At 73.1% G+C, this 17,770-nt stretch carries 17 protein-coding genes; 13 read left to right on the top strand and 4 right to left on the bottom strand.

What is annotated here, in order from left to right; all coding sequences use genetic code 11:
* Positions 1 to 37: 37 nt before the first annotated feature.
* Positions 38 to 445, top strand: a complete 408-nt coding sequence (locus ACFYWQ_RS05175; RefSeq protein ID WP_389512989.1) for an SRPBCC family protein — start codon at positions 38 to 40, stop codon at positions 443 to 445.
* Here ACFYWQ_RS05175 and ACFYWQ_RS05180 read toward each other — a convergent pair.
* The 3 genes from ACFYWQ_RS05180 to ACFYWQ_RS05190 all read right to left on the bottom strand — a co-directional run bounded on the left by ACFYWQ_RS05180 (position 442) and on the right by ACFYWQ_RS05190 (position 4,886).
* Complete coding sequence (locus tag ACFYWQ_RS05180) at positions 442 to 2,019, bottom strand: hypothetical protein (RefSeq protein WP_389512991.1); 1,578 nt, start codon at positions 2,017 to 2,019, stop codon at positions 442 to 444. The two genes, ACFYWQ_RS05175 and ACFYWQ_RS05180, sit on opposite strands and share 4 nt — an antisense overlap.
* Positions 2,019 to 4,301 (bottom strand): hypothetical protein, encoded by a 2,283-nt coding sequence (locus tag ACFYWQ_RS05185; protein WP_389512993.1) that lies wholly within the window; start codon positions 4,299 to 4,301, stop codon positions 2,019 to 2,021. The genes ACFYWQ_RS05180 and ACFYWQ_RS05185 overlap by 1 nt, the downstream gene beginning before the upstream one ends.
* Before the next feature lie 135 nt (positions 4,302 to 4,436).
* Positions 4,437 to 4,886 carry a nucleoside deaminase gene (locus ACFYWQ_RS05190; RefSeq protein WP_389512995.1) on the bottom strand — a complete coding sequence of 150 codons (450 nt, stop codon included), beginning with the start codon at positions 4,884 to 4,886 and terminating at the stop codon, positions 4,437 to 4,439.
* 391 nt (positions 4,887 to 5,277) lie between these two features.
* Between ACFYWQ_RS05190 and ACFYWQ_RS05195 the strand changes: the two genes are divergently transcribed.
* From ACFYWQ_RS05195 to ACFYWQ_RS05210, 4 genes are all read left to right on the top strand, one after another.
* Positions 5,278 to 6,063, top strand: coding sequence for a CDP-alcohol phosphatidyltransferase family protein (locus ACFYWQ_RS05195; protein ID WP_389512997.1), 786 nt, complete (start codon positions 5,278 to 5,280; stop codon positions 6,061 to 6,063).
* 265 nt (positions 6,064 to 6,328) lie between these two features.
* The gene (locus ACFYWQ_RS05200) at positions 6,329 to 6,754 is read left to right on the top strand and encodes a hypothetical protein (protein WP_389512999.1); all 426 of its coding nucleotides are present in this window, start codon (positions 6,329 to 6,331) and stop codon (positions 6,752 to 6,754) included.
* 2 nt (positions 6,755 to 6,756) lie between these two features.
* Complete coding sequence (locus tag ACFYWQ_RS05205) at positions 6,757 to 8,676, top strand: tetratricopeptide repeat protein (protein ID WP_389513001.1); 1,920 nt, start codon at positions 6,757 to 6,759, stop codon at positions 8,674 to 8,676.
* An 11-nt stretch (positions 8,677 to 8,687) separates the two neighbouring features.
* Positions 8,688 to 10,082: a serine/threonine-protein kinase gene (locus ACFYWQ_RS05210; protein WP_389514336.1), complete on the top strand. Its 1,395-nt coding sequence runs from the start codon at positions 8,688 to 8,690 to the stop codon at positions 10,080 to 10,082.
* Positions 10,083 to 10,254: 172 nt separating this feature from the next.
* On the opposite strand, the gene ACFYWQ_RS05215 is transcribed toward ACFYWQ_RS05210, so the two are convergent.
* Positions 10,255 to 10,566 carry a PLD nuclease N-terminal domain-containing protein gene (locus ACFYWQ_RS05215; RefSeq protein WP_389513003.1) on the bottom strand — a complete coding sequence of 104 codons (312 nt, stop codon included), beginning with the start codon at positions 10,564 to 10,566 and terminating at the stop codon, positions 10,255 to 10,257.
* An 87-nt stretch (positions 10,567 to 10,653) separates the two neighbouring features.
* Here ACFYWQ_RS05215 and ACFYWQ_RS05220 point away from each other — a divergent pair, with 87 nt between their 5' ends.
* The 8 genes from ACFYWQ_RS05220 (at position 10,654) to ACFYWQ_RS05255 (ending at position 17,736) form a co-directional block, all read left to right on the top strand.
* Positions 10,654 to 12,105 carry a menaquinone biosynthesis decarboxylase gene (locus tag ACFYWQ_RS05220; protein WP_389513005.1) on the top strand — a complete coding sequence of 484 codons (1,452 nt, stop codon included), beginning with the start codon at positions 10,654 to 10,656 and terminating at the stop codon, positions 12,103 to 12,105.
* Positions 12,102 to 13,007, top strand: a complete 906-nt coding sequence (gene mqnP / locus ACFYWQ_RS05225; RefSeq protein WP_389513007.1) for a menaquinone biosynthesis prenyltransferase MqnP — start codon at positions 12,102 to 12,104, stop codon at positions 13,005 to 13,007. Before ACFYWQ_RS05220 ends, mqnP begins: the two co-directional genes overlap by 4 nt.
* Before the next feature lie 402 nt (positions 13,008 to 13,409).
* Positions 13,410 to 14,075 carry a UbiX family flavin prenyltransferase gene (locus tag ACFYWQ_RS05230; protein ID WP_389514338.1) on the top strand — a complete coding sequence of 222 codons (666 nt, stop codon included), beginning with the start codon at positions 13,410 to 13,412 and terminating at the stop codon, positions 14,073 to 14,075.
* A gap of 199 nt (positions 14,076 to 14,274) precedes the next feature.
* A complete protein-coding gene (locus ACFYWQ_RS05235) occupies positions 14,275 to 14,730 on the top strand; it encodes an Lrp/AsnC family transcriptional regulator (protein ID WP_385070144.1) in 456 nt (151 codons plus the stop codon).
* Between the two features lie 54 nt (positions 14,731 to 14,784).
* Positions 14,785 to 15,948, top strand: a complete 1,164-nt coding sequence (gene mqnE, locus ACFYWQ_RS05240; RefSeq protein WP_385070141.1) for an aminofutalosine synthase MqnE — start codon at positions 14,785 to 14,787, stop codon at positions 15,946 to 15,948.
* Positions 15,949 to 16,091: 143 nt separating this feature from the next.
* Positions 16,092 to 16,745: a UdgX family uracil-DNA binding protein gene (locus ACFYWQ_RS05245; protein ID WP_389513010.1), complete on the top strand. Its 654-nt coding sequence runs from the start codon at positions 16,092 to 16,094 to the stop codon at positions 16,743 to 16,745.
* Between the two features lie 16 nt (positions 16,746 to 16,761).
* Positions 16,762 to 17,286 carry a GNAT family N-acetyltransferase gene (locus ACFYWQ_RS05250; RefSeq protein WP_389513012.1) on the top strand — a complete coding sequence of 175 codons (525 nt, stop codon included), beginning with the start codon at positions 16,762 to 16,764 and terminating at the stop codon, positions 17,284 to 17,286.
* Between the two features lie 84 nt (positions 17,287 to 17,370).
* The gene (locus ACFYWQ_RS05255; protein WP_389513014.1) at positions 17,371 to 17,736 is read left to right on the top strand and encodes a DUF4229 domain-containing protein; all 366 of its coding nucleotides are present in this window, start codon (positions 17,371 to 17,373) and stop codon (positions 17,734 to 17,736) included.
* The last annotated feature ends 34 nt before the right edge of the window (positions 17,737 to 17,770 follow it).

Below are 17,770 nucleotides of genomic sequence, written 5' to 3' on the forward strand. Positions count from 1 at the left end.
GCGTGCGTGACCCCGGGCCAGGGGTCAGGCTGGTGTCATGAGCGGTTCCATCGAGCAGGGCACCAGCCAGACCCATGGGAACACGCACATCCTGCACTTCCGGGTGCGGCTCCCGCGGCCCATGGAGGCGGTCTGGCCGGCGCTCTCCACCCCGGAGGGGCTGGGCGGCTGGTGGACCGCCGTCGACGTCCTCGAACCCCGGCTCGGCGGCACGGTCGCGCTGCGCGGCGTGGGCGGCGGGCAGGTCACCGCGTGGGACGTGGACCGGGTCGCCGAGTACACGGTGGAAGGCGGCGGCAGGATCCGGTTCCACCTGGAGCACGACGACGAGGGCGGATCGGTCCTGCGCTTCACGCGCGAGGTCCAGGGCGAGGGGGAGACCGAGCCCACCTGGCGGGCCCGGTTCGAACGCTTGATCGATCAAGTGGGGACGGCGGGTGCCTAGGACGACGGCGGCAGGCACTCCTTCGCCGGCGGCCTGCCCTCCGGCCACGCGATCCGGACGAACCGTGAGCCGCCGTCGGCGTGCAGCTCCACGATCGGCACCGCCTTGTCGTACGGGTTGCCGTGCACGTCCAGGCAGATCCAGCCGCTCGCGCCGTCGACCCGCAGCGAGCCCTTGACCTGTGGCCACTGGAGTCCGACGTCCGCCAGCGGCGGGACGGTCCCGCCCTCGGGCGTGGCCTCGCGGATGCCGTGCACGGCCAGCCGCAGCGCGTCGTAGGCGATGATCAGCTGGCCGTCGTCCAGTGCCGTGTCCCCGATCGGGCCGACCGGCGCGCGGGTGCTGCGGGCCAGCAGGTCGGTCAGCGTCCGCGCGTCCGCCGCCGAGCCGCCGGGCGTCCCGGCGGGCGCCTCCGCCCAGGCGTCCGGGTGGGCGAGGGCCGTGTAGCGCACGGAGAGCCGGTGGGTGAGGGCGGTGCGGTCGAGCTTCTCGTCGCCGGTCAGGTACGAGCCCTCGTCGCCGGTCAGCAGGGTGAACGCGCGGTCCTGGCAGCCGCGGGCGCCGAGCGCGTTGATGAACTGCCGCAGCTGGGTGTGGCGGCCGGCGAACAGGATCGTGTCCGTCCCCGGGGACGTGTCGCACACCAGGTGGGTGATCTGCCGGAACGTGTTCGCGGTCGTGCCCTCCTGGCTGCGGTCGGCGGGCGGGGTGAACGGCTGCGGCTCGTACGGCGACCCCTTGATCAGCGACGCGAACGACGTCTGGAGCGTCCGCGTGTACGGGTCGCCCGGCTTGTCGTACACCAGCAGTGCCCGCCCCGCGCTCACCTTCGCGAACGACGCCAGGGCGCGCGCCTCGTCGGTGTTGGTGGGGGATACCCGGGCCAGCCCCGGGAAGGGGTCCTCGCCGCCCGCCCCGTTGGCGAGGTCGTCGGCGGTGATGGACGCGCCGACCACCGGGATGCCCCGCCGGGTCAGCTCCGCCACCGCCTGCTTGTTCCGGTCGGTGCTCGTCCCGACCCCGGCGACCGCGCGCAGCCGGTCGGCGCCCTCCGTCATCCGCTCCAGCCGGTCCACCAGCGGCTCCCAGTGCTCGCTGGTCGCCCCGGGGTTGGCGAGCACCAGCCGGATCGCCGGGGCCTGGCCGTTGGCGGTGTGGTTGGCCTGCCACTGCGCCAGATAGGCGCCCTGCACCTCGTGCAGGATGTCGCTCAGGGTGGACGGATTGGTGGCGGTGTACGGCAGCATCAGCGCCACCGTCACGTAACTCCCCTTCTCCAGCCGGTCGTTCTCCCGGTCGATGGCCCGCACCACCTCCCGCAGCTGAGGCCGCCCGAAGTAGTACGCCGTCGACGTCACGCCCACGCACTCGTCGCTGCCCTCGGGCCGCGCCACCCCGGGCGCGCACGAGCGGTCCACCCGTGTCACCGCCCGCACCGCGACGACCGCCCCGGCCACCAGGGCCGCCGTCACCAGCAGGGCGACGTAACGGTAGAGGCGGATCTCCCAGACCTCCCGCAGCCACCGTACGAACGGGCTCCGCCCCGTTCTCGTGCCCCCACCGGTGCTCGCCATCACGCCTCCCCGTCGCCGTCGTCGGATCCGTCGTCGGCCGGTGTGCGCAGGGGGCGGCCGGCCCGCGCGTCCCGGGGCCAGGCCCGCGACGCCGCGAACAGCAGCGCACCCCCGGCGGGCCGCAGGTCGGACAGTTGCAGCAGTTCGAACTCCAGCCGCCCGCACACCCTCGGATCGGGCAGCACCAGCGGGTCGGCGACCTGCCACACGGCGTGCAGCAGCCGCCGTACCCGCAGGTGCAGCAGGGCGTCCACGCCCTCCGGCGGCCGGTGCGAGGCGTCCGTGCGGCCCAGCGCGACCGCCGCGCGCCGGTCGTGGCGCCCGGCCGGGCCCCGGTCTCCGCCTCCGTCTTCGTCGTCGTCCTCGTCGTCGTGGGCGTGGGCGTGGAAGCAGGGCGCCGACGCCAGGAAGCACAGCGTGTCCAGCCAGGCGCGGGTGTCGAGCGCGGGGAACGTGTCCCGCAGATGGGCGACCGCGTTCGCGGTCTCGCCGAGGGCGAGCTCGTGGGAGAGCCGGTAGCGGGCGCGGGCCGGATCGGCGGCCGGTGCGCCGCCGCCCGCGCCGTCTGGCCCGCCGCCCGCGCCGTCGGGCTCGCCGTCTGGCCCGCCGCCCGCGCCGTCGGGCTCGCCGTCGGGCCCGCCGCCCGCGCCGTCTGGCTCGCCGTCCGGCTCCGCGTAGTGCCGGATCAGCGTCTCGTGCACCGCGCGCCAGCCGTCGTGGCCGGCGTCGCGGTGGTACAGCCGGAGCAGCAGCAGGGTCCGCACGAACGGGTCGCCCACGAAGTGGCCCGGCGCGGACGGCAGGCCCTCCTCGGCGAGCCGCACCCGCAGCGACCGTACGCCCGAGGAACCGAAGTCGTCCGGCAGGTGGGCGGCGGCCAGCGCGACCGCGGAGTCGTGGTCGTGGGCGGCGGCCAGCACGGTCAGCTCGTCGAGCCGGTCGGCCGGGACGAGACGGCGCAGCAGCTCGCCGTAGGCCGGGCCGCCGTCGGTGCCGCCCTCCTCCGGCCGGACGTCCGCGGTGAGCAGCCGCCCCAGGGAGGCCGCCCGCCCGGGGTTCTGGCGGGCGGCGGTGGCGAGCAGGACGATGCCGAGCGGGTTCCCGCCGGTCAGCCGGTGCGTGGCGTGCGGCAGCCGGGGCGGTACCTCGATGTCGTCGCAGACCGCGCCGACCATGTGCAGGGTGTCGTCGGGGGACAGCGGCGGGAGCGCCACCAGCAGCGCCCGCGAGGACGGCGAACTCCCCGGCTCCCACCCGGCGGCCCGCGCCACCTCCGGCAGCCCGCGCCGTACGGCGTCCCCCAGCGCCGGATGCCCGTCCCCGCGCACGGTCGCCACGCACACCACCTGGTCGGCGATCCCCTCGGCCCGGTCCCGCAGCACCGCGTCCAGCAGCCCGGGACCGGGCCCGCCGCGCGCGTTGTCGAGCAGGACGACCGGTCGGCCCAGCCGCCGCAGATGCGAACCGAGCCCCGAGTAGGCCTCCGCCAGGTCGGCGAGCAGCGCCCGTACCAGCCAGCGCTCGGCGTGCCCGCGCGAGGTGTCGCCGGCCCGGAAGTTGCCCGCGAGCAGCAGCAGGCCGCGCTTGGCGTTGCCGCTCGCGTTCGGGTAGGTGCGGTACCACTGGGACGGCTTCTGCTCCTTGTGGGAGGTGAACCCCTCCGACAGCGCCTCCAGCGTGGCCTCGATCGCCGCCGCCACGAACGGGCCCTGGCCGCTCGCCGCCCCGATCACCCGCGCGGCCACCCGGGCCGCCCACCGTCCGGCCATGCCGAACCGCGAGGCCCGTTCGTTCAGCAGCAGGATCCGCACCAGCTCCCGCCGGATCCGCTCGGAGTCCGCCCGCCCGCTCCAGTCGCTGGCCCGCACCGCCACCAGGCCGGCCGTCAGCCGCGGGAAGGTGAGCTGCCCGGCCGCCTTCACCGGCTCCGTCAGCTGCTCGGCGAGCACCAGCAGCGCCTGCCACACGGGCGACCAGGACTCCGGGCTCTCCTCGTGCGGCGGCCGGGCGAACTGCTCGTCCTCGCAGTCGATCAGCGCGACCGGGGTGCGCCGACGGGCCTCACCGCCCCTGGTCCGCTCGGTGTAGGCCTCCCACACCTCGCCGAGCACCGCGCTCTTGCCCAGGCCCCGGCCGCCCGACAGGACCAGCACCGGGAGCGTGTCGGGGTGTTCGACCTTGACCGTGTGATGCTCGTAGGGGCGCAGCCCGACGAGCCGCGGCACGAGACCGGCCGGCTCGACGTCGAACAGCGCACCCCGCCCGTACAACCGTCTGTGCACCGCACCTCCCCCGTGGCCGGTCCTCAACGCCAGGGTAAAGAGGGGGAGTTGGTGTGTGCCAGAGCGTGTGATGTCCGTTGGGTCACGAAAGTGCCGTACGGGGACCCGCTCCCGGTCGCATGAGGGCCCTACGGCTCAGGCGCCGATGTCCTCGTGCCACAGGGCCGGGTTCCGCCGGACGAAGTCGCGCATCATCGCCACGCACGCGGCGTCGTCCAGCAGCACGATCTCCACGCCGTGCCCGGCGAGCCAGTCGTGGCCGCCGTGGAAGGTGGTCGCCTCGCCGACGACCACGCGGGAGATGCCGAACTGGCGGACCAGCCCGGAGCAGTACCAGCAGGGGGAGAGGGTGGTCACCATCGTCGTCCCGCGGTACGACCGCTGCCGCCCGGCCGCGCGGAACGCCGCCGTCTCCGCGTGCGCCGACGGGTCGCCGTCCTGCACACGCCGGTTGCGGCCGCGGCCCAGCAGGGCCCCGCCGGGTCCGAGGAGCGCGGCGCCGATCGGGATGCCGCCCTCGGCGAGGCCGGCGCGGGCCTCCTCGACGGCGGTGGCGAGCCAGACGCGTGCCGTCGCCTCGTCCATGGGGTTCCTCCTCCGCCCGGTGGGCCTCCGTCACCTCACTCTGCGGTGGCCGCGTCCCCGGGGGCAACGCGCCGCCCCGGCGGGAGCCCGTACGGGGCGGCGCGAGGCGGGCGGGGGCCGTACGGGACGGGGGACGGGGACGGGGGACGGGTGAGGCTCGCGGGATCCGTACGGGACGGGCGAGGCGGGTGGGAGCCGTACGGACGGGGGACGGGCGAGGCCGGCGGGAGCCCGTACGGAACGGGCGAAGCGGGCGGGGGCCGTACGGACGGGGGACCGGCCAGTCGGGCCCGCGCACAGCGCCGTCGGTGGGGTCCGGGTGGTCAAGTACCCTGTGCCGATCGCCGCCGTGGAGGCGGCAGTTGCGTCCGGGTGTGCGGGAGGAACGGTCATGGTTGCTGCTCCGGTTCTGGAGGAGCTGCGGGAGGTCTGCCAGCCGCAGGCCAAGCTGGCGAGCCGCAACGGCGAGCACTGGGCGGGCCGGCTGTACATGCGGCGGATCTCCCTGCGGTTCACCCGGCACCTCGTGCGCACCCCGGTCACACCGGACCAGCTGACCTGGACGATGGTGGTGTGCGGCGTCCTGTCCGGCGCCGCGCTCCTCGTCCCCGGCCTCACGGGCGCCGTCCTGGCCGCCCTCCTCATGCAGCTCTTCCTCCTCTTCGACTGCGTCGACGGCGAGGTCGCCCGCTGGAAGGGGCAGAACAGCGCGACCGGCATCTACGTCGACCGCCTGGGCGCCTACCTCGCGGACGCGGCGCTGATGACCGGCTTCGGCTTCCGTGCCGCCGAGTCCGGGCTCGGCGGCTGGGCGGGGTTCAACGGCTGGGTCTCCCTCGGCCTCGCGACCGCGCTCGGCGTCGTCCTGCTCAAGGCCTCCACCGACCTGGTGGACGTGGCCCGCGCCCGCCGCGGCCTCGCCGTCGCCGACGACGAGGCGACCCGGCCCCGCTCACAGGGCGTCGCCTCGGTCCGCCGCCTCGCCGCCGCCTTCAAGATCCACCGGGTGACCAACGGCATCGAGGCCTCGCTGGTCCTGCTGGCCGTCGCGGTCGCGGACGCGGTCACCGGCGGTGTCGAGCCGACCCGCTGGGCGCTGGCCGCCATCGCCGCCATCACCTGGGTGATGGTCCCGGCCCACCTGCTGTCGATCCTGTCGTCGTCGCGGCTGCGCTGACGCGCCGCCCCCCGGGGAACGGCTGAACGGCTGAGGGCGGCCTGGGCCGACGCACTGAGCAGCGGCTTTCCACCGGCGCAGGCGGAAGGAGTGCGACGCCCCCTCCCCGGGCCTGCTCACGCCGGCGCTGCCGGCGGGGGACCGGCCGATCGGGCCGTGCACGCGAGTTTCCGGTAGTGGCACACTGATGTGAGGGACTACACACGGGGGGCCGGCTGTGCGCGGGCCCGGTGAGCCACGGCGTGCGGTGGAGAGGCGGTCCGGTATGCGATCCCTGTTGGCGGTGGAAGGCCCCGAAGGGCCCGACTCCCTCGCGGACCTGAGGGACTGGCTCAGCGACGATGCGCGGTTACGGGGCCAGGTGCGCGTCGCCCCGTCCCGGCCCGGTCCCGGGGAGCTGGGCGCCTGGAGCGACACCCTTGTCGTGGCGGTCGGCGCGGGAGGCGCCCTGACGGCCCTGGCCAGGGCCGTCGCGGTCTACGTGCGCCAGCCGCGCCGCAGCACCGTACGGGTCAAGGTGGTGGCTCCCGACGGGACGCGCACCGAACTGACGGTCCAGCACGCGAAGGACCTCGATGAGGTCGAGAACCTGCTGCGCACGGCCTTGCACCCGGCGCCGGGCACCAGCGGCGGAGAGCTTCCCGGCGGAGCCGCCCCCGCTCTCGGTGAGGCGTCCGAAGCGGGGGACTGATCATGACGCGTCCCCCCGACCCGGTTCGCTCACGCGCTGTTCTGGTCGGCACGGCCGAGTACGCCGACGACGCCCTGCTCCCCGATGTCCCCGCGGTGCGCAACAACATCCGTGACCTTCAACGGCTGCTCACCGACGGACGGCCGGCAGCCTTCTCCGCCGAGTTCACCCGGACCCTTCTCGATCCGGCCACCCCGAGGGATCTCGGACTGCCGCTGCTGGAGGCCGCCCGCCAGGCCGAGGACGTGTTCCTCGTCTACTACGCGGGCCACGGCCTGATCGGCCACGAGAGGCGGGAGCTGTATCTCGGTCTGTCCAAGTCGGTCACCGACGCGCCCTCGTTCACCGCCTTTCCCTTCCAGGGGATCCGCGAGGCGTTCCTGGCCACGCCGGCACGCAACCGGGTGCTCATTCTCGACTGCTGCTTCTCCGGCCGGGCCATCACCGGCGGACTCTCCGGCACCTTCGAGCCCCTCATCGACCAGATGGAGATCGCCGGCACCTACACGCTGACGTCGGCGCCCGCCAACGAACCCGCCCGTTTCCAGGACGGCGAACGGCACACCGCCTTCACCGGCGAACTGCTGTTGACCCTGCGCGACGGCATCCCTTCGACCGCGTCGTCAGAGGTCACCCTGGGCGGTCTGTTCCGGCACCTCAAGCGGGTCCTGCCGGCCAAGGGCCTGCCCGAGCCGCAGCACTGCGGTACGGACACCGCCGAGTTCCTGGTCCTGTCCCGTCCCCCACTCCGGCGCCGGCGCGGACCGATCGCCGAAGCCGACGTGAGCGGGCCCCCCGACAGCAGGGAAGGACTACTGGCCCGTTGGGACCTCGGCCGCCGCCGCGGCGAGGAGGGCCGGACCGGAGAGGCCATCCGACTGCTGAACGAGGTCGTGCCCGATCTCACCCGGACGTTCGGGCCGGACGATCCGGCCACCTTGGTCGGGCGGATCAGCCTCGCGTACTGGACCGGTCGGCAGGGCGACCCCGACGAGGCGCTCCGGCTGTCCACCGCGGCGGTCAGTGACATGACACGGGTACTCGGTCCCGATCACCGGGCCACGCTCGTGGGTCAGAGCCAACTCGCCCACTGGGTAGGCGAATCGGGCAAACACCAGGAGGCGCTGAACCTGTCCACCTCCGTCGTCACCGACCTGACGCGGGTACTGGGCCCCGACGACCGCGAGACCCTCATCGGCCGCGCCCGGCTCGCGCGGTGGACCGGGGAGGCCACGGATCCGGCAGCCGCGGCCCGGCTGACCCGGGAACTCGTACCCGACCTCTCCCGCGTGCTGGGCGCGGAGGACCGTGAGACGTTCACCGGACGCTTGAACCTGGCGCACTGGACGGGGCGGGCCGGCGGGAGGAAGCCCGCCGTCCGGCTGCTCACCGACCTGGTGCCCGACTTGTCCTGGGCCCTGGGCCCCGACGACCGGCACACCCTGCTGGGCCGCTCGCGGCTGGCCCACTGGTCGGGCGCCGCCGGGCACCGGCGCAGGGCACTGAGCCTGTTCGTCTCCGCCGTGCCGGATCTCGAACGGGTACTGGGCCCTGACGACCGCGAGACCCTGCTGGCGCGCAGTCAACTCGCGCACTGGACGGGGGAGACCGGGGAACCGGCGGAGGCGGTGCGGATCTTCGGCCTCCTGGTGGGCGACCTCGCGTGGGTCCTCGGCCCCGAAGACAGGGCCACGCTGGTCAGCAGGGCACGGCTGGCCCACTGGACGGGGGTCGCGGGCGATGTGGGGGCCGCCGTACGCCAGTTCCACGCCGTTCTGCCGGACCTCGGCCGCGTCCTGGGACCGGAGGCTCCCGAGACCGTCGAGAACCGTGTCCTGCTGTCGTTCTGGCGCGGAAAGGCGGACCGGCGGCTGAAGAAGCAGATCTTCCACGGCGCCGGGCCCCGCAAGGACCCGCCGTGAGCCGGGGTGACATGCGGCCCGACCGGGGCACGGGAGGGCTCGGTCCCGGTCCCGGACCCGGTCCCGGTCCCGGACCCGGTCCCGGTCCCGGCCTGGCTCTGGAAGCTTCGGATCCTGCCCGGATCGGGACCTACCAGCTGCTGGGTCGGCTGGGGGCCGGCGGTATGGGCAAGGTGTATCTGGGCCGTTCCGTCACCGGGCAACTGGCCGCCGTCAAGGTGATTCACGACATGCTCGCCCAGGACGGGGATTTCCGCAGGCGGTTCGCGCGCGAGGTGACGGCGGCATCAAGGGTCAGCGGTCGGTTCAGCGCCGCCGTCCTGGGATCCAGCGACGGGAACGAGGAACGCCTGTGGATGGCGACCGAGTACGTTCCGGGGCCCTCCCTGCATCAGGCGGTCTCCGACTTCGGGCCACTGGCCCAACCGGCGCTGCGGGCTCTGTGGTTGGGGCTGCTCGGCGCGTTGGAGTCGATCCATCACGCCGGAGTCGTGCACCGCGACCTGAAACCCTCGAACGTGTTGCTCGCGTGGAACGGCCCCCGGGTCATCGACTTCGGTGTCTCCGCCCTTGCCGACTCGACCGCCCTGACGCGGACGGGGATGGTGATCGGAACCCCCGCGTACATGGCGCCCGAGGAGGCCCGGGGCGACCGGTCGGGACCGGCGAGCGACGTGTTCACCCTGGCGTGCACCATGGTGTTCGCCGCCACGGGTGCCAGCCCGTTCGGGGGCGAGAGCGGGCCGGCACAGCTCTACCGCATCGTCCATGAGGAGCCCGATCTCAGCGGGGTTCCGGACGAGCTGGTTCCGATGATCCGTCCCTGTCTGGAGAAGGACCCGAGCGGCCGGCCGTCGGTCGGCCATCTGATCGGCATGCTGCCCGCGGCGGAGACGGACGGCATCTCCCGGCTGCTGGCGCACGGCCGATGGCTGCCCGCGGCCATTCAGCGCCAGACCCGGGAGCATGCGGCCCAGGTCCTCCAGCGGGACGGGACGGGCTCGTACGTGGTGCCCACGGCGGAGCCGGGACAGCCGGGACAGGCCGAGGAGGACGCCCCCGGGCCTCCCGCCGGGGCATCGCCAGGACGGCCGCGGCCGAGGTCGGATCCGGAGGAGCGAGGGGAGCGGACCGTCAGCCTCCGCCCGGACGGGCCGGGGCGCCGGCCGATACCGGATGCCGTCACCGTCCCCCGGGGAGGCGCCGGCGCGCCGCCGGGCGGCAACATTCCGGGGCCGCCGGGCCCCTACCCCGCCGGTGACGACGGCGGCCACGAGCCCGACCCGTCGTTCGACGTGTCCTTCCGGACCCACACGGTTCCTCTGCCCGGCGAACTGCCGCCGCTGCCGAGGATTCCGCGCCGGCCCTGGCGCCGCTGGTGGCCCGGCCGCCGAGACCCGCGCTGACGCCGTCAGTCCTCCGTGGACGCCTCGCCCGCCTCGCGGTGCTCGACGCGGCGCCTCGCGGTGCTCGACGCGGCGCCTCGCGGTGCTCGACGCGGCGCCTCGCGGTGCTCGACGCGGCGCCTCGCGGCGGCGCGTGTCGGCGCGTGTCGGCGCATGTCGGCCTCCCGGTCCTTCAGGAGTCGTCGTCGTCCTTCTTCCTCTTCTCCTCTTTGAGGGACTCGAGGAACTCCGGGTTGTCGTCGGGCGCGACCCACCGCCGGTTCGTCCCGCCGCCGCGCACCCCGGACCAGCCCTCGGCGGCCGGGCTGCGCCGCTTGCCCGCGATCAGCCAGGAGATCGAGCCGACGAGGGGGAACAGCAGCACGAGGATCGCCCACAGCGGCTTCGGCATGTGGCGGATCTCGTCGTCCTTGGTGCTGATGCAGTCGATGAACGCGTACACGCTCAGCGCCAGCGGTACGAGGAACATCAGTACCCGGAGCATGGGGCCTCTCCAGCGAAGTGGTCGTCGGGGCCACGAGACGGGCCCCAGGTACTGGGCCAGGGTAGTCGCTCGGGGATACTTGACCCCATGGCTTACGACGATCTTCGTTCCCTGCTCAGGGCCCTGGAGCGGGAAGGCGACCTCAAACGCGTCAAGGCGGAGGTCGATCCGCACCTGGAGGTCGGGGAGATCGTCGACCGGGTCCAGAAGTCCGGCGGGCCCGCGCTGCTCTTCGAGAACGTGAAGGGCTCGTCGATGCCCCTCGCGATGAACGTCTTCGGCACCGACCGCCGACTGCTCAAGGCGCTCGGGCTGACGTCGTACGCGGAGATCACCGAGCGGATCGGCGGGCTGCTGAAGCCCGAGCTGCCGCACGGCTTCGTCGGGGTCCGGGAGGCCTTCGGCAAGCTCGGCGCGATGACCCACGTCCCGCCGAAGAAGGTGAAGGACGCGCCCGTGCAGGAGGTCGTGCTGCACGGCGACGACGTGGACCTGGAGCGGCTGCCCGCGCTGTTCACCTGGCCCCAGGACGGCGGCTCCTTCTTCAACCTGGGCCTGACACACACCAAGGACCCGGAGAGCGGGGTCCGCAACCTCGGCCTGTACCGGCTCCAGCGTCACGACCGGCGCACGATCGGCATGCACTGGCAGATCCACAAGGACAGCCGCAACCACTACCAGGTCGCGGCCCGGCGCGGCGAGCGCCTGCCGGTGGCGATCGCCTTCGGCTGCCCGCCCGCCGTGACGTACGCCTCCACCGCGCCCCTGCCCGGTGACATCGACGAGTACCTCTTCGCCGGGTTCCTCGCGGGCCGACGGATCGAGATGGTCGACTGCAAGACGGTGCCGCTCCAGGTGCCGGCCCAGGCGGAGGTCGTCCTGGAGGGCTGGCTGGAGCCGGGGGAGATGCTCCCCGAGGGCCCGTTCGGGGACCACACCGGTTTCTACACCCCGCAGGAGCCGTTCCCCGCGCTGACGATCGACTGCGTGACGATGCGGAAGCGGCCGCTGCTCCAGTCGATCGTCGTCGGCCGCCCGCCGACCGAGGACGGCCCGCTGGGACGCGCCACCGAGCGCTTCTTCCTCCCCCTCCTCAAGATCATCGTCCCGGACATCGTGGACTACCACCTGCCCGAGGCCGGCGGCTTCCACAACTGCGCGATCGTCTCGATCGACAAGAAGTACCCCAAGCACGCGCAGAAGGTCATGCACGCGATCTGGGGCGCCCACATGATGTCGCTGACCAAGCTGATCGTCGTCGTCGACGCCGACTGCGACGTCCACGACCTGCACGAGGTCGCCTGGCGCGCCCTCGGCAACACCGACTACGCCCGCGACCTCTCGGTCGTCGAGGGCCCCGTCGACCACCTCGACCACGCCTCCTACCAGCAGTTCTGGGGCGGCAAGGCGGGCATCGACGCGACGCGGAAGTGGCCCGAGGAGGGGTACACGCGCGACGGGGGATGGCCCGAGATGGTGCTGTCCGACCCGGAGACGGCGGCGAAGGTCGACCGCCGGTGGAAGGAGTACGGCCTGTGAGTTCGGCGTCCGCCGCGATCCCGCAGCAGCCGGGACGCACCAAGGCCTTCCTCCGCCTGGTGATGATCGAGCACTCGGTCTTCGCCCTGCCCTTCGCCTACATCGCCGCGCTGACCGCGATGTTCCAGCTCGACCGGAACATCCACTGGGGCCGGCTGCTCCTGGTCACCGTCTGCATGGTCGGCCTGCGCACCTTCGCCATGGCCGTCAACCGGATCATCGACCGCGAGATCGACGCGCGGAACCCGAGGACCGCCCACCGCGAACTCGTCACGGGCGCGATGTCGGTACGGCACGCCTGGACCGGCGCCCTGATCGCGCTGGTGGTCTTCCTGGGCGCGGCGGCCCTGCTCAACCCGCTCTGCCTGGCGCTCGCCCCCGTCGCCGTGGTCCCGATGGTCGTCTACCCCTACGGCAAGCGCTTCACGAACTTCCCGCAGGCCATCCTGGGCCTGGCCCAGGCGATGGGCCCGGTCGGCGGCTGGCTCGCGATCACCGGCGAGTGGTCCTGGGAGGCGGTGATCCTGGGCCTGGCGGTCGGCGTCTGGATCGGCGGCTTCGACCTCATCTACGCCTGCCAGGACGTCGAGACCGACCGCGAGATCGGCGTCCTGTCGGTCCCCGCCCGCTTCGGCATCCCGGCGGCGATCCGCGCCGCCCGCGTCTGCCACGCGATCACGACGGCCCTGTTCGTCTGGTACGCCGTGGCCACCGACGCCGGCGCCTTCCTCTGGCTCGGCCTGCTGATCGTCGCGGGCGCGTTCGTCTACGAGCACACCATCGTGCGCCCGCACGACCTGTCCCGCCTGAACAGGGCGTTCTTCTCGACCAACGGTTTCATCGGTATCAGCCTCTTCGTCTGTGCGCTCATCGACCTGCTGGTGCGGGGCCTGACCGTGTAGTCCGTACGGGTGGCGTCAGCCCGTGAGGCCGGCCGGTGCGCCGTCGGACGGTTATGTTGTCCGGGTTGTTCCCCGCCGTAGCAGGGATGATCCGAGGGCGATTCCGATGAACCCGTTGACGGTCAAGTAGTCCCCGCTCACGCGGGGATCCGGTCGGGCAGTCGGTGTGATCCGGCTGCCCGACCGAGTCGGCGCCCAGCCTCGCAGGGGAACCAGGGCCCCGACGGTTACCGGGGCCGCGACACCCCCGTGTACGGCCCTGGCGTCACCGTCGACTCCCCCTCGGCAAGATCACCCTTTCCACCGCCGGCCTCCCCGTCGATCCGAACGCCCCCCACCGGTCCTGAAGACCTTCCCGCCCACCGGTACGCTCAAGGTGTGAACGCAGGAGAAACGCAGCGCGTGCCTTGGATCGTGGGGGTGTCCGGGGCGTCCGGTACGCCCTATGCCGCCGCTGTCCTGCGCGCGTTGCTCGCGGCGGGCGAGAGCGTCGACCTGGTGGTCAGCCGGGCGTCGCGGCTCACGTTGCTGGACGAGACGCGGATCTCCTTCCGGGACGCGCACTGGCGCGACGACCTGCGGGAATGGCTCGCGCGGGGCGCCGACGGCAAGCCGGACGCCTTCGATGTGGACCTCGGCGGCGCGGGCGACGGGCGGGTGCGGTACTGGGGCGCGGGCGACCTGGCCGCCGGGCCGTCCTCGGGGTCTTACCCGGCGAAGGGGATGCTGATCGTCCCGGCGTCCACGGCCTGCGTCGCGGGAGTCGCCCTGGGGCTGTCCAAGGACCTGCTCCAGCGGGCGGCGAGCGTGACGCTCAAGGAGCGCCGGCCCCTGGTCGTCGCCGTCCGGGAGGCCCCGTTGGACGGACGGACCCTGCGGCACCTGGTCGCCCTGGACGACGCGGGCGCGAGCGTCGTCCCCGCCTCCCCGGCCTTCTACGCGGGCGCCGGCCACATCCAGGACCTGGTGGACTTCGTCGCCGGCCGGGTCCTCGACGTGGTGGGGGTGCCGCACCGGCTCTACCGCCGCTGGGAGGGCGAACTCGGCGGCGCCCAGCGGCCCGCCTGACCCGCCCGGCCCCCCTGACCCGCCCGACCCGGGGACGGCGGCCGGGCACCGGCACCACCACCAGCACGTACTCGGCAGCACGCACCACACACGCAGCACGTGACACAGCAGCACTCAGCACCACCCAGCACCACCCAGCACCACCCCCTCAGGAACGCGCACCTCCAGACCTCATCTTGATCGGAAGGCTTCGATTCGCATGGACGCGGTGGACAGGCAGCTCATCCAGGCCCTCAGGGAGAACGGCCGGGCCTCCTACGCCGAGCTGGGACGCCTCGTCGGCCTGTCGGGACCCAGTGTCACCGACCGCATCAACCGGCTGGAGGCGGCCGGCGTCATCACCGGCTACCGCGCCACGGTGGACGCCGCCACCCTCGGCCTCGGCGTCACCGCCCTCATCGGCATCTCCCTCTCGGACGCCGCCGACCACGAGGACGTGGCCGCCCGGCTGAAGGACTTCGGCGAGATCGAGGACTGCTGGTTCATCGCCGGCGACGACTCGTACATGCTGAAGGTCCGCGCCAACGACGTGGACGGACTGGAGAGGATCATCCGGCGGCTGTCCGGGACGAAGGGCGTCTCCCGCACCCGGACGACGATCGTGCTCTCCACGAAGTGGGAGAACCGGGTGGGTGACCTTCCCGAAGAGGTGTGACGGCGTGGGCGTACGGTGGGAGACCCCTGTCTTGAGTCTTGGAAAGGTGTGAGCATGGACGTCGGGCTCAAGCGCGAGCTGGAGGAAAAGGTCCGCTCCGGTGAGCGGCTGACCCGCGAGGACGGCATCGCCCTGTACGAGTCGGACGACCTGGCCTGGCTCGGCGGGCTCGCCCACGAGGTGCGGACCCGCAAGAACGGCGACGTGGTCCACTTCAACGTCAACCGTCACCTCAACATGACCAACGTGTGCACGGCGTCCTGCGCGTACTGCTCCTTCCAGCGCAAGCCGGGCGAGAAGGACGCGTACACGATGCGCATCGAGGAGGCCGTCAAGCTCGCCAAGGCGATGGAGGCGGAGAACCTCACCGAGCTGCACATCGTCAACGGGCTGCACCCGAACCTGCCGTGGCGCTACTACCCGCGCTCGCTGCGGGAGCTGAAGGCCGCCCTGCCGGACGTCTCCCTCAAGGCCTTCACCGCCACCGAGATCCACCACTTCGAGACCATCTCGGGGCTGTCCGCCTCCGAGATCCTCGACGAGCTGATCGACGCGGGCCTGGAGTCGCTGACCGGCGGCGGCGCCGAGATCTTCGACTGGGAGGTCCGGCAGCACATCGTGGACCACCGCACCCACTGGGAGGACTGGTCGCGGATCCACCGGCTGGCGCACGAGAAGGGCCTCAAGACGCCCTGCACCATGCTGTACGGCCACATCGAGGAGCCCCGGCACCGGGTCGACCACGTCCTGCGCCTCCGCGAGCTCCAGGACGAGACCGGCGGCTTCCAGGTCTTCATCCCGCTGCGCTACCAGCACGACTTCGTGGACATGAAGGACGGGAAGGTCCGCAACCGGCTCCAGGCGCGGACGCAGATGGCGACCGGCGCGGAGGCGCTGAAGACGTTCGCCGTCTCCCGGCTGCTCTTCGACAACGTCCCGCACGTCAAGGTCTTCTGGGTCATGCACGGCGTCCAGACCGCGCAGCTTGCCCTCCAGCACGGCGCGGACGACATGGACGGCTCGGTCGTCGAGTACAAGATCACGCACGACGCGGACAACTACGGCACCCCGAACAAGCTGACCCGCGACGACCTGCTGGACCTGATCCGCGACGCCGGCTTCCGCCCGGTGGAGCGCAACACGCGCTACGAGATCATCCGCGAGTACGACGGCCCGGACCCCCTGCGCAGGGAGTCGCCGCAGCCGATGCGGGTCTGAGATCCCGGCCGACGGGCCGACGGGAGTGTCCTGACCTCCAGGGGCGCGGGGAACTGCGCGACCGGCCACCCGCGACCCGCAGTCGGCCACCGGTCTGCCGTGTCCCCTCGTTCGCCGCTGAGGGCGAGGGGTACTCGGGGGCGGTGAGTTCCCGCACCACCTCTCCCGAGGACCGCTACACCGCGGAACCCTTCGTCCCCGACGGGGCGGACCTCACCGCCCTGCGCGAAGCCGCCGCCGGCTGCCGCGGCTGCCCGCTGCACCGGGACGCCACGCGGACCGTGTTCGGCGAAGGCGCGGCGGACGCCCGGGTGATGCTCGTCGGCGAGCAGCCCGGCGACCAGGAGGACCGGCAGGGCAGGCCCTTCGTCGGGCCGGCCGGCCAGGTGCTCGACCGGGCGCTGGCGCAGGCCGGCATCGACCCCGGCGAGGCGTACGTCACCAACGCCGTCAAGCACTTCAAGTTCACGCGGGCCGAGCCGCGCAAGCGGCGCATCCACAAGGCGCCCACCCTGCGCGAGGCGGCCGCCTGCGCGCCCTGGCTCGCGGCCGAGCTGGCCGTGGTGGAGCCCGAGCTGATCGTGGTGCTGGGGGCGACGGCGGGCAAGGCCCTGCTGGGCTCGTCGTTCAAGGTCACCGAGGCGCGCGGGACGGTCCTGGAGCGGGAGATCCACGGCCGCCCGGAGCGGCTGGTCCCCACCGTGCACCCGTCGTCGGTGCTGCGCGCGGACGACCGGGAGGCGGCCTACCAGGGCCTGGTCGCGGATCTGGACGTCGCGGCCCGCCTCCTCCGGTAAGGGCTACCATGCCCGCATGCCGCTTACCTTCACCCTCGATCCCGCCGTCACGCCCGCCCTCCGCGACGGTGTCCTCGACCTGTGGACGGAGGTGTCCAACGCGGGCGGGGCCGTCGGTTTCGTACCGCCGGTGACGCCTGAGGTGATCCGGCCCGAACTCGTCCGGCACCTCGCGCAGATGGCCGAGGGGCGCACCCGGCTGCTCGTCGGCCACGACGAGACGGGCGGGGTCGCCGCCACCGCGTTCCTCACCCTCAACACACACCGTCTGATGACCCACTGGGTGTGGCTGTACACGGTGATGGTCCACCCCCGCCACCAGGGCAAGGGCTACGGCCGGGACCTGCTCGCCGCCGCCGCGGACGCGGCCCGCACCCTCGACGGCATAGAGGCGATACGTCTCACCTGCCGGGGCGGCCTCGGCCTGGAGCGCTTCTACGGCTCCTGCGGCTACAAGGAGGTCGGCCGCGTCCCCGGCGCGATCCGGGTCGCTCCCGGTGACGACCGCGACGACATCACCATGCTGCTGCCGCTGCACTGACCCTCCCCACCCCCTGCCAAGATCCGGGGCCCGGCGTGCTTCACTGGACGACGGCCCCTTTTGGAATCGGAAGAGTGGATTGAGATGCTCCGCTACACGCTGATGCGCCTCGGTGTCTTCGCAGGCTGCCTCGTGGCCGTCTGGGGGCTCGTCTACTTCGGCCTCGTCCCGCGCGGCCTCGGCGACGCCAACGGCATGTGGATCATCCTGCTGGCCCTGGTCCTCTCCGCCCCGATCAGCTTCGTGGTGCTGCGCAAGGAGCGCGACCGCGCCTCGGAGACGGTCGTGCGCCGGGTGGACCGGATGAAGGCCGGCCTCCAGGCCAGCCAGGCGCAGGAGGACGAGGCGGTCGACGCCGCCGCCACCGACGCCGAGGTTGACGCCGACGCTGCCACCGCCAGCGACGCCACGGCGGCCGACGCCCAGGCTCAGACGACCCGCGCGTCCTAGATCCGTTCCCGTCGGGGCAGTTGCCCGCGTCGCG

The sequence above is a fragment of the Streptomyces sp. NPDC003247 genome (assembly GCF_042888135.1).
Classification (GTDB): domain Bacteria; phylum Actinomycetota; class Actinomycetes; order Streptomycetales; family Streptomycetaceae; genus Streptomyces.

Bases quoted from the DNA above. Each gene is read 5' to 3' on its own strand.
- ACFYWQ_RS05205 (WP_389513001.1), top strand. From the start codon at position 6,757: ATGACGCGTCCCCCCGACCCGGTTCGCTCACGCGCTGTTCTGGTCGGC.
- ACFYWQ_RS05175 (WP_389512989.1), top strand. From the start codon at position 38: ATGAGCGGTTCCATCGAGCAGGGCACCAGCCAGACCCATGGGAACACG.
- mqnE (WP_385070141.1), top strand. From the start codon at position 14,785: ATGGACGTCGGGCTCAAGCGCGAGCTGGAGGAAAAGGTCCGCTCCGGT.
- ACFYWQ_RS05235 (WP_385070144.1), top strand. From the start codon at position 14,275: ATGGACGCGGTGGACAGGCAGCTCATCCAGGCCCTCAGGGAGAACGGC.
- ACFYWQ_RS05190 (WP_389512995.1), bottom strand. From the start codon at position 4,886: ATGGACGAGGCGACGGCACGCGTCTGGCTCGCCACCGCCGTCGAGGAG.
- ACFYWQ_RS05255 (WP_389513014.1), top strand. From the start codon at position 17,371: ATGCTCCGCTACACGCTGATGCGCCTCGGTGTCTTCGCAGGCTGCCTC.
- ACFYWQ_RS05200 (WP_389512999.1), top strand. From the start codon at position 6,329: ATGCGATCCCTGTTGGCGGTGGAAGGCCCCGAAGGGCCCGACTCCCTC.
- ACFYWQ_RS05250 (WP_389513012.1), top strand. From the start codon at position 16,762: ATGCCGCTTACCTTCACCCTCGATCCCGCCGTCACGCCCGCCCTCCGC.
- ACFYWQ_RS05180 (WP_389512991.1), bottom strand. From the start codon at position 2,019: ATGGCGAGCACCGGTGGGGGCACGAGAACGGGGCGGAGCCCGTTCGTA.
- ACFYWQ_RS05210 (WP_389514336.1), top strand. From the start codon at position 8,688: ATGCGGCCCGACCGGGGCACGGGAGGGCTCGGTCCCGGTCCCGGACCC.
- ACFYWQ_RS05220 (WP_389513005.1), top strand. From the start codon at position 10,654: ATGGCTTACGACGATCTTCGTTCCCTGCTCAGGGCCCTGGAGCGGGAA.
- ACFYWQ_RS05195 (WP_389512997.1), top strand. From the start codon at position 5,278: ATGGTTGCTGCTCCGGTTCTGGAGGAGCTGCGGGAGGTCTGCCAGCCG.
- ACFYWQ_RS05215 (WP_389513003.1), bottom strand. From the start codon at position 10,566: ATGCTCCGGGTACTGATGTTCCTCGTACCGCTGGCGCTGAGCGTGTAC.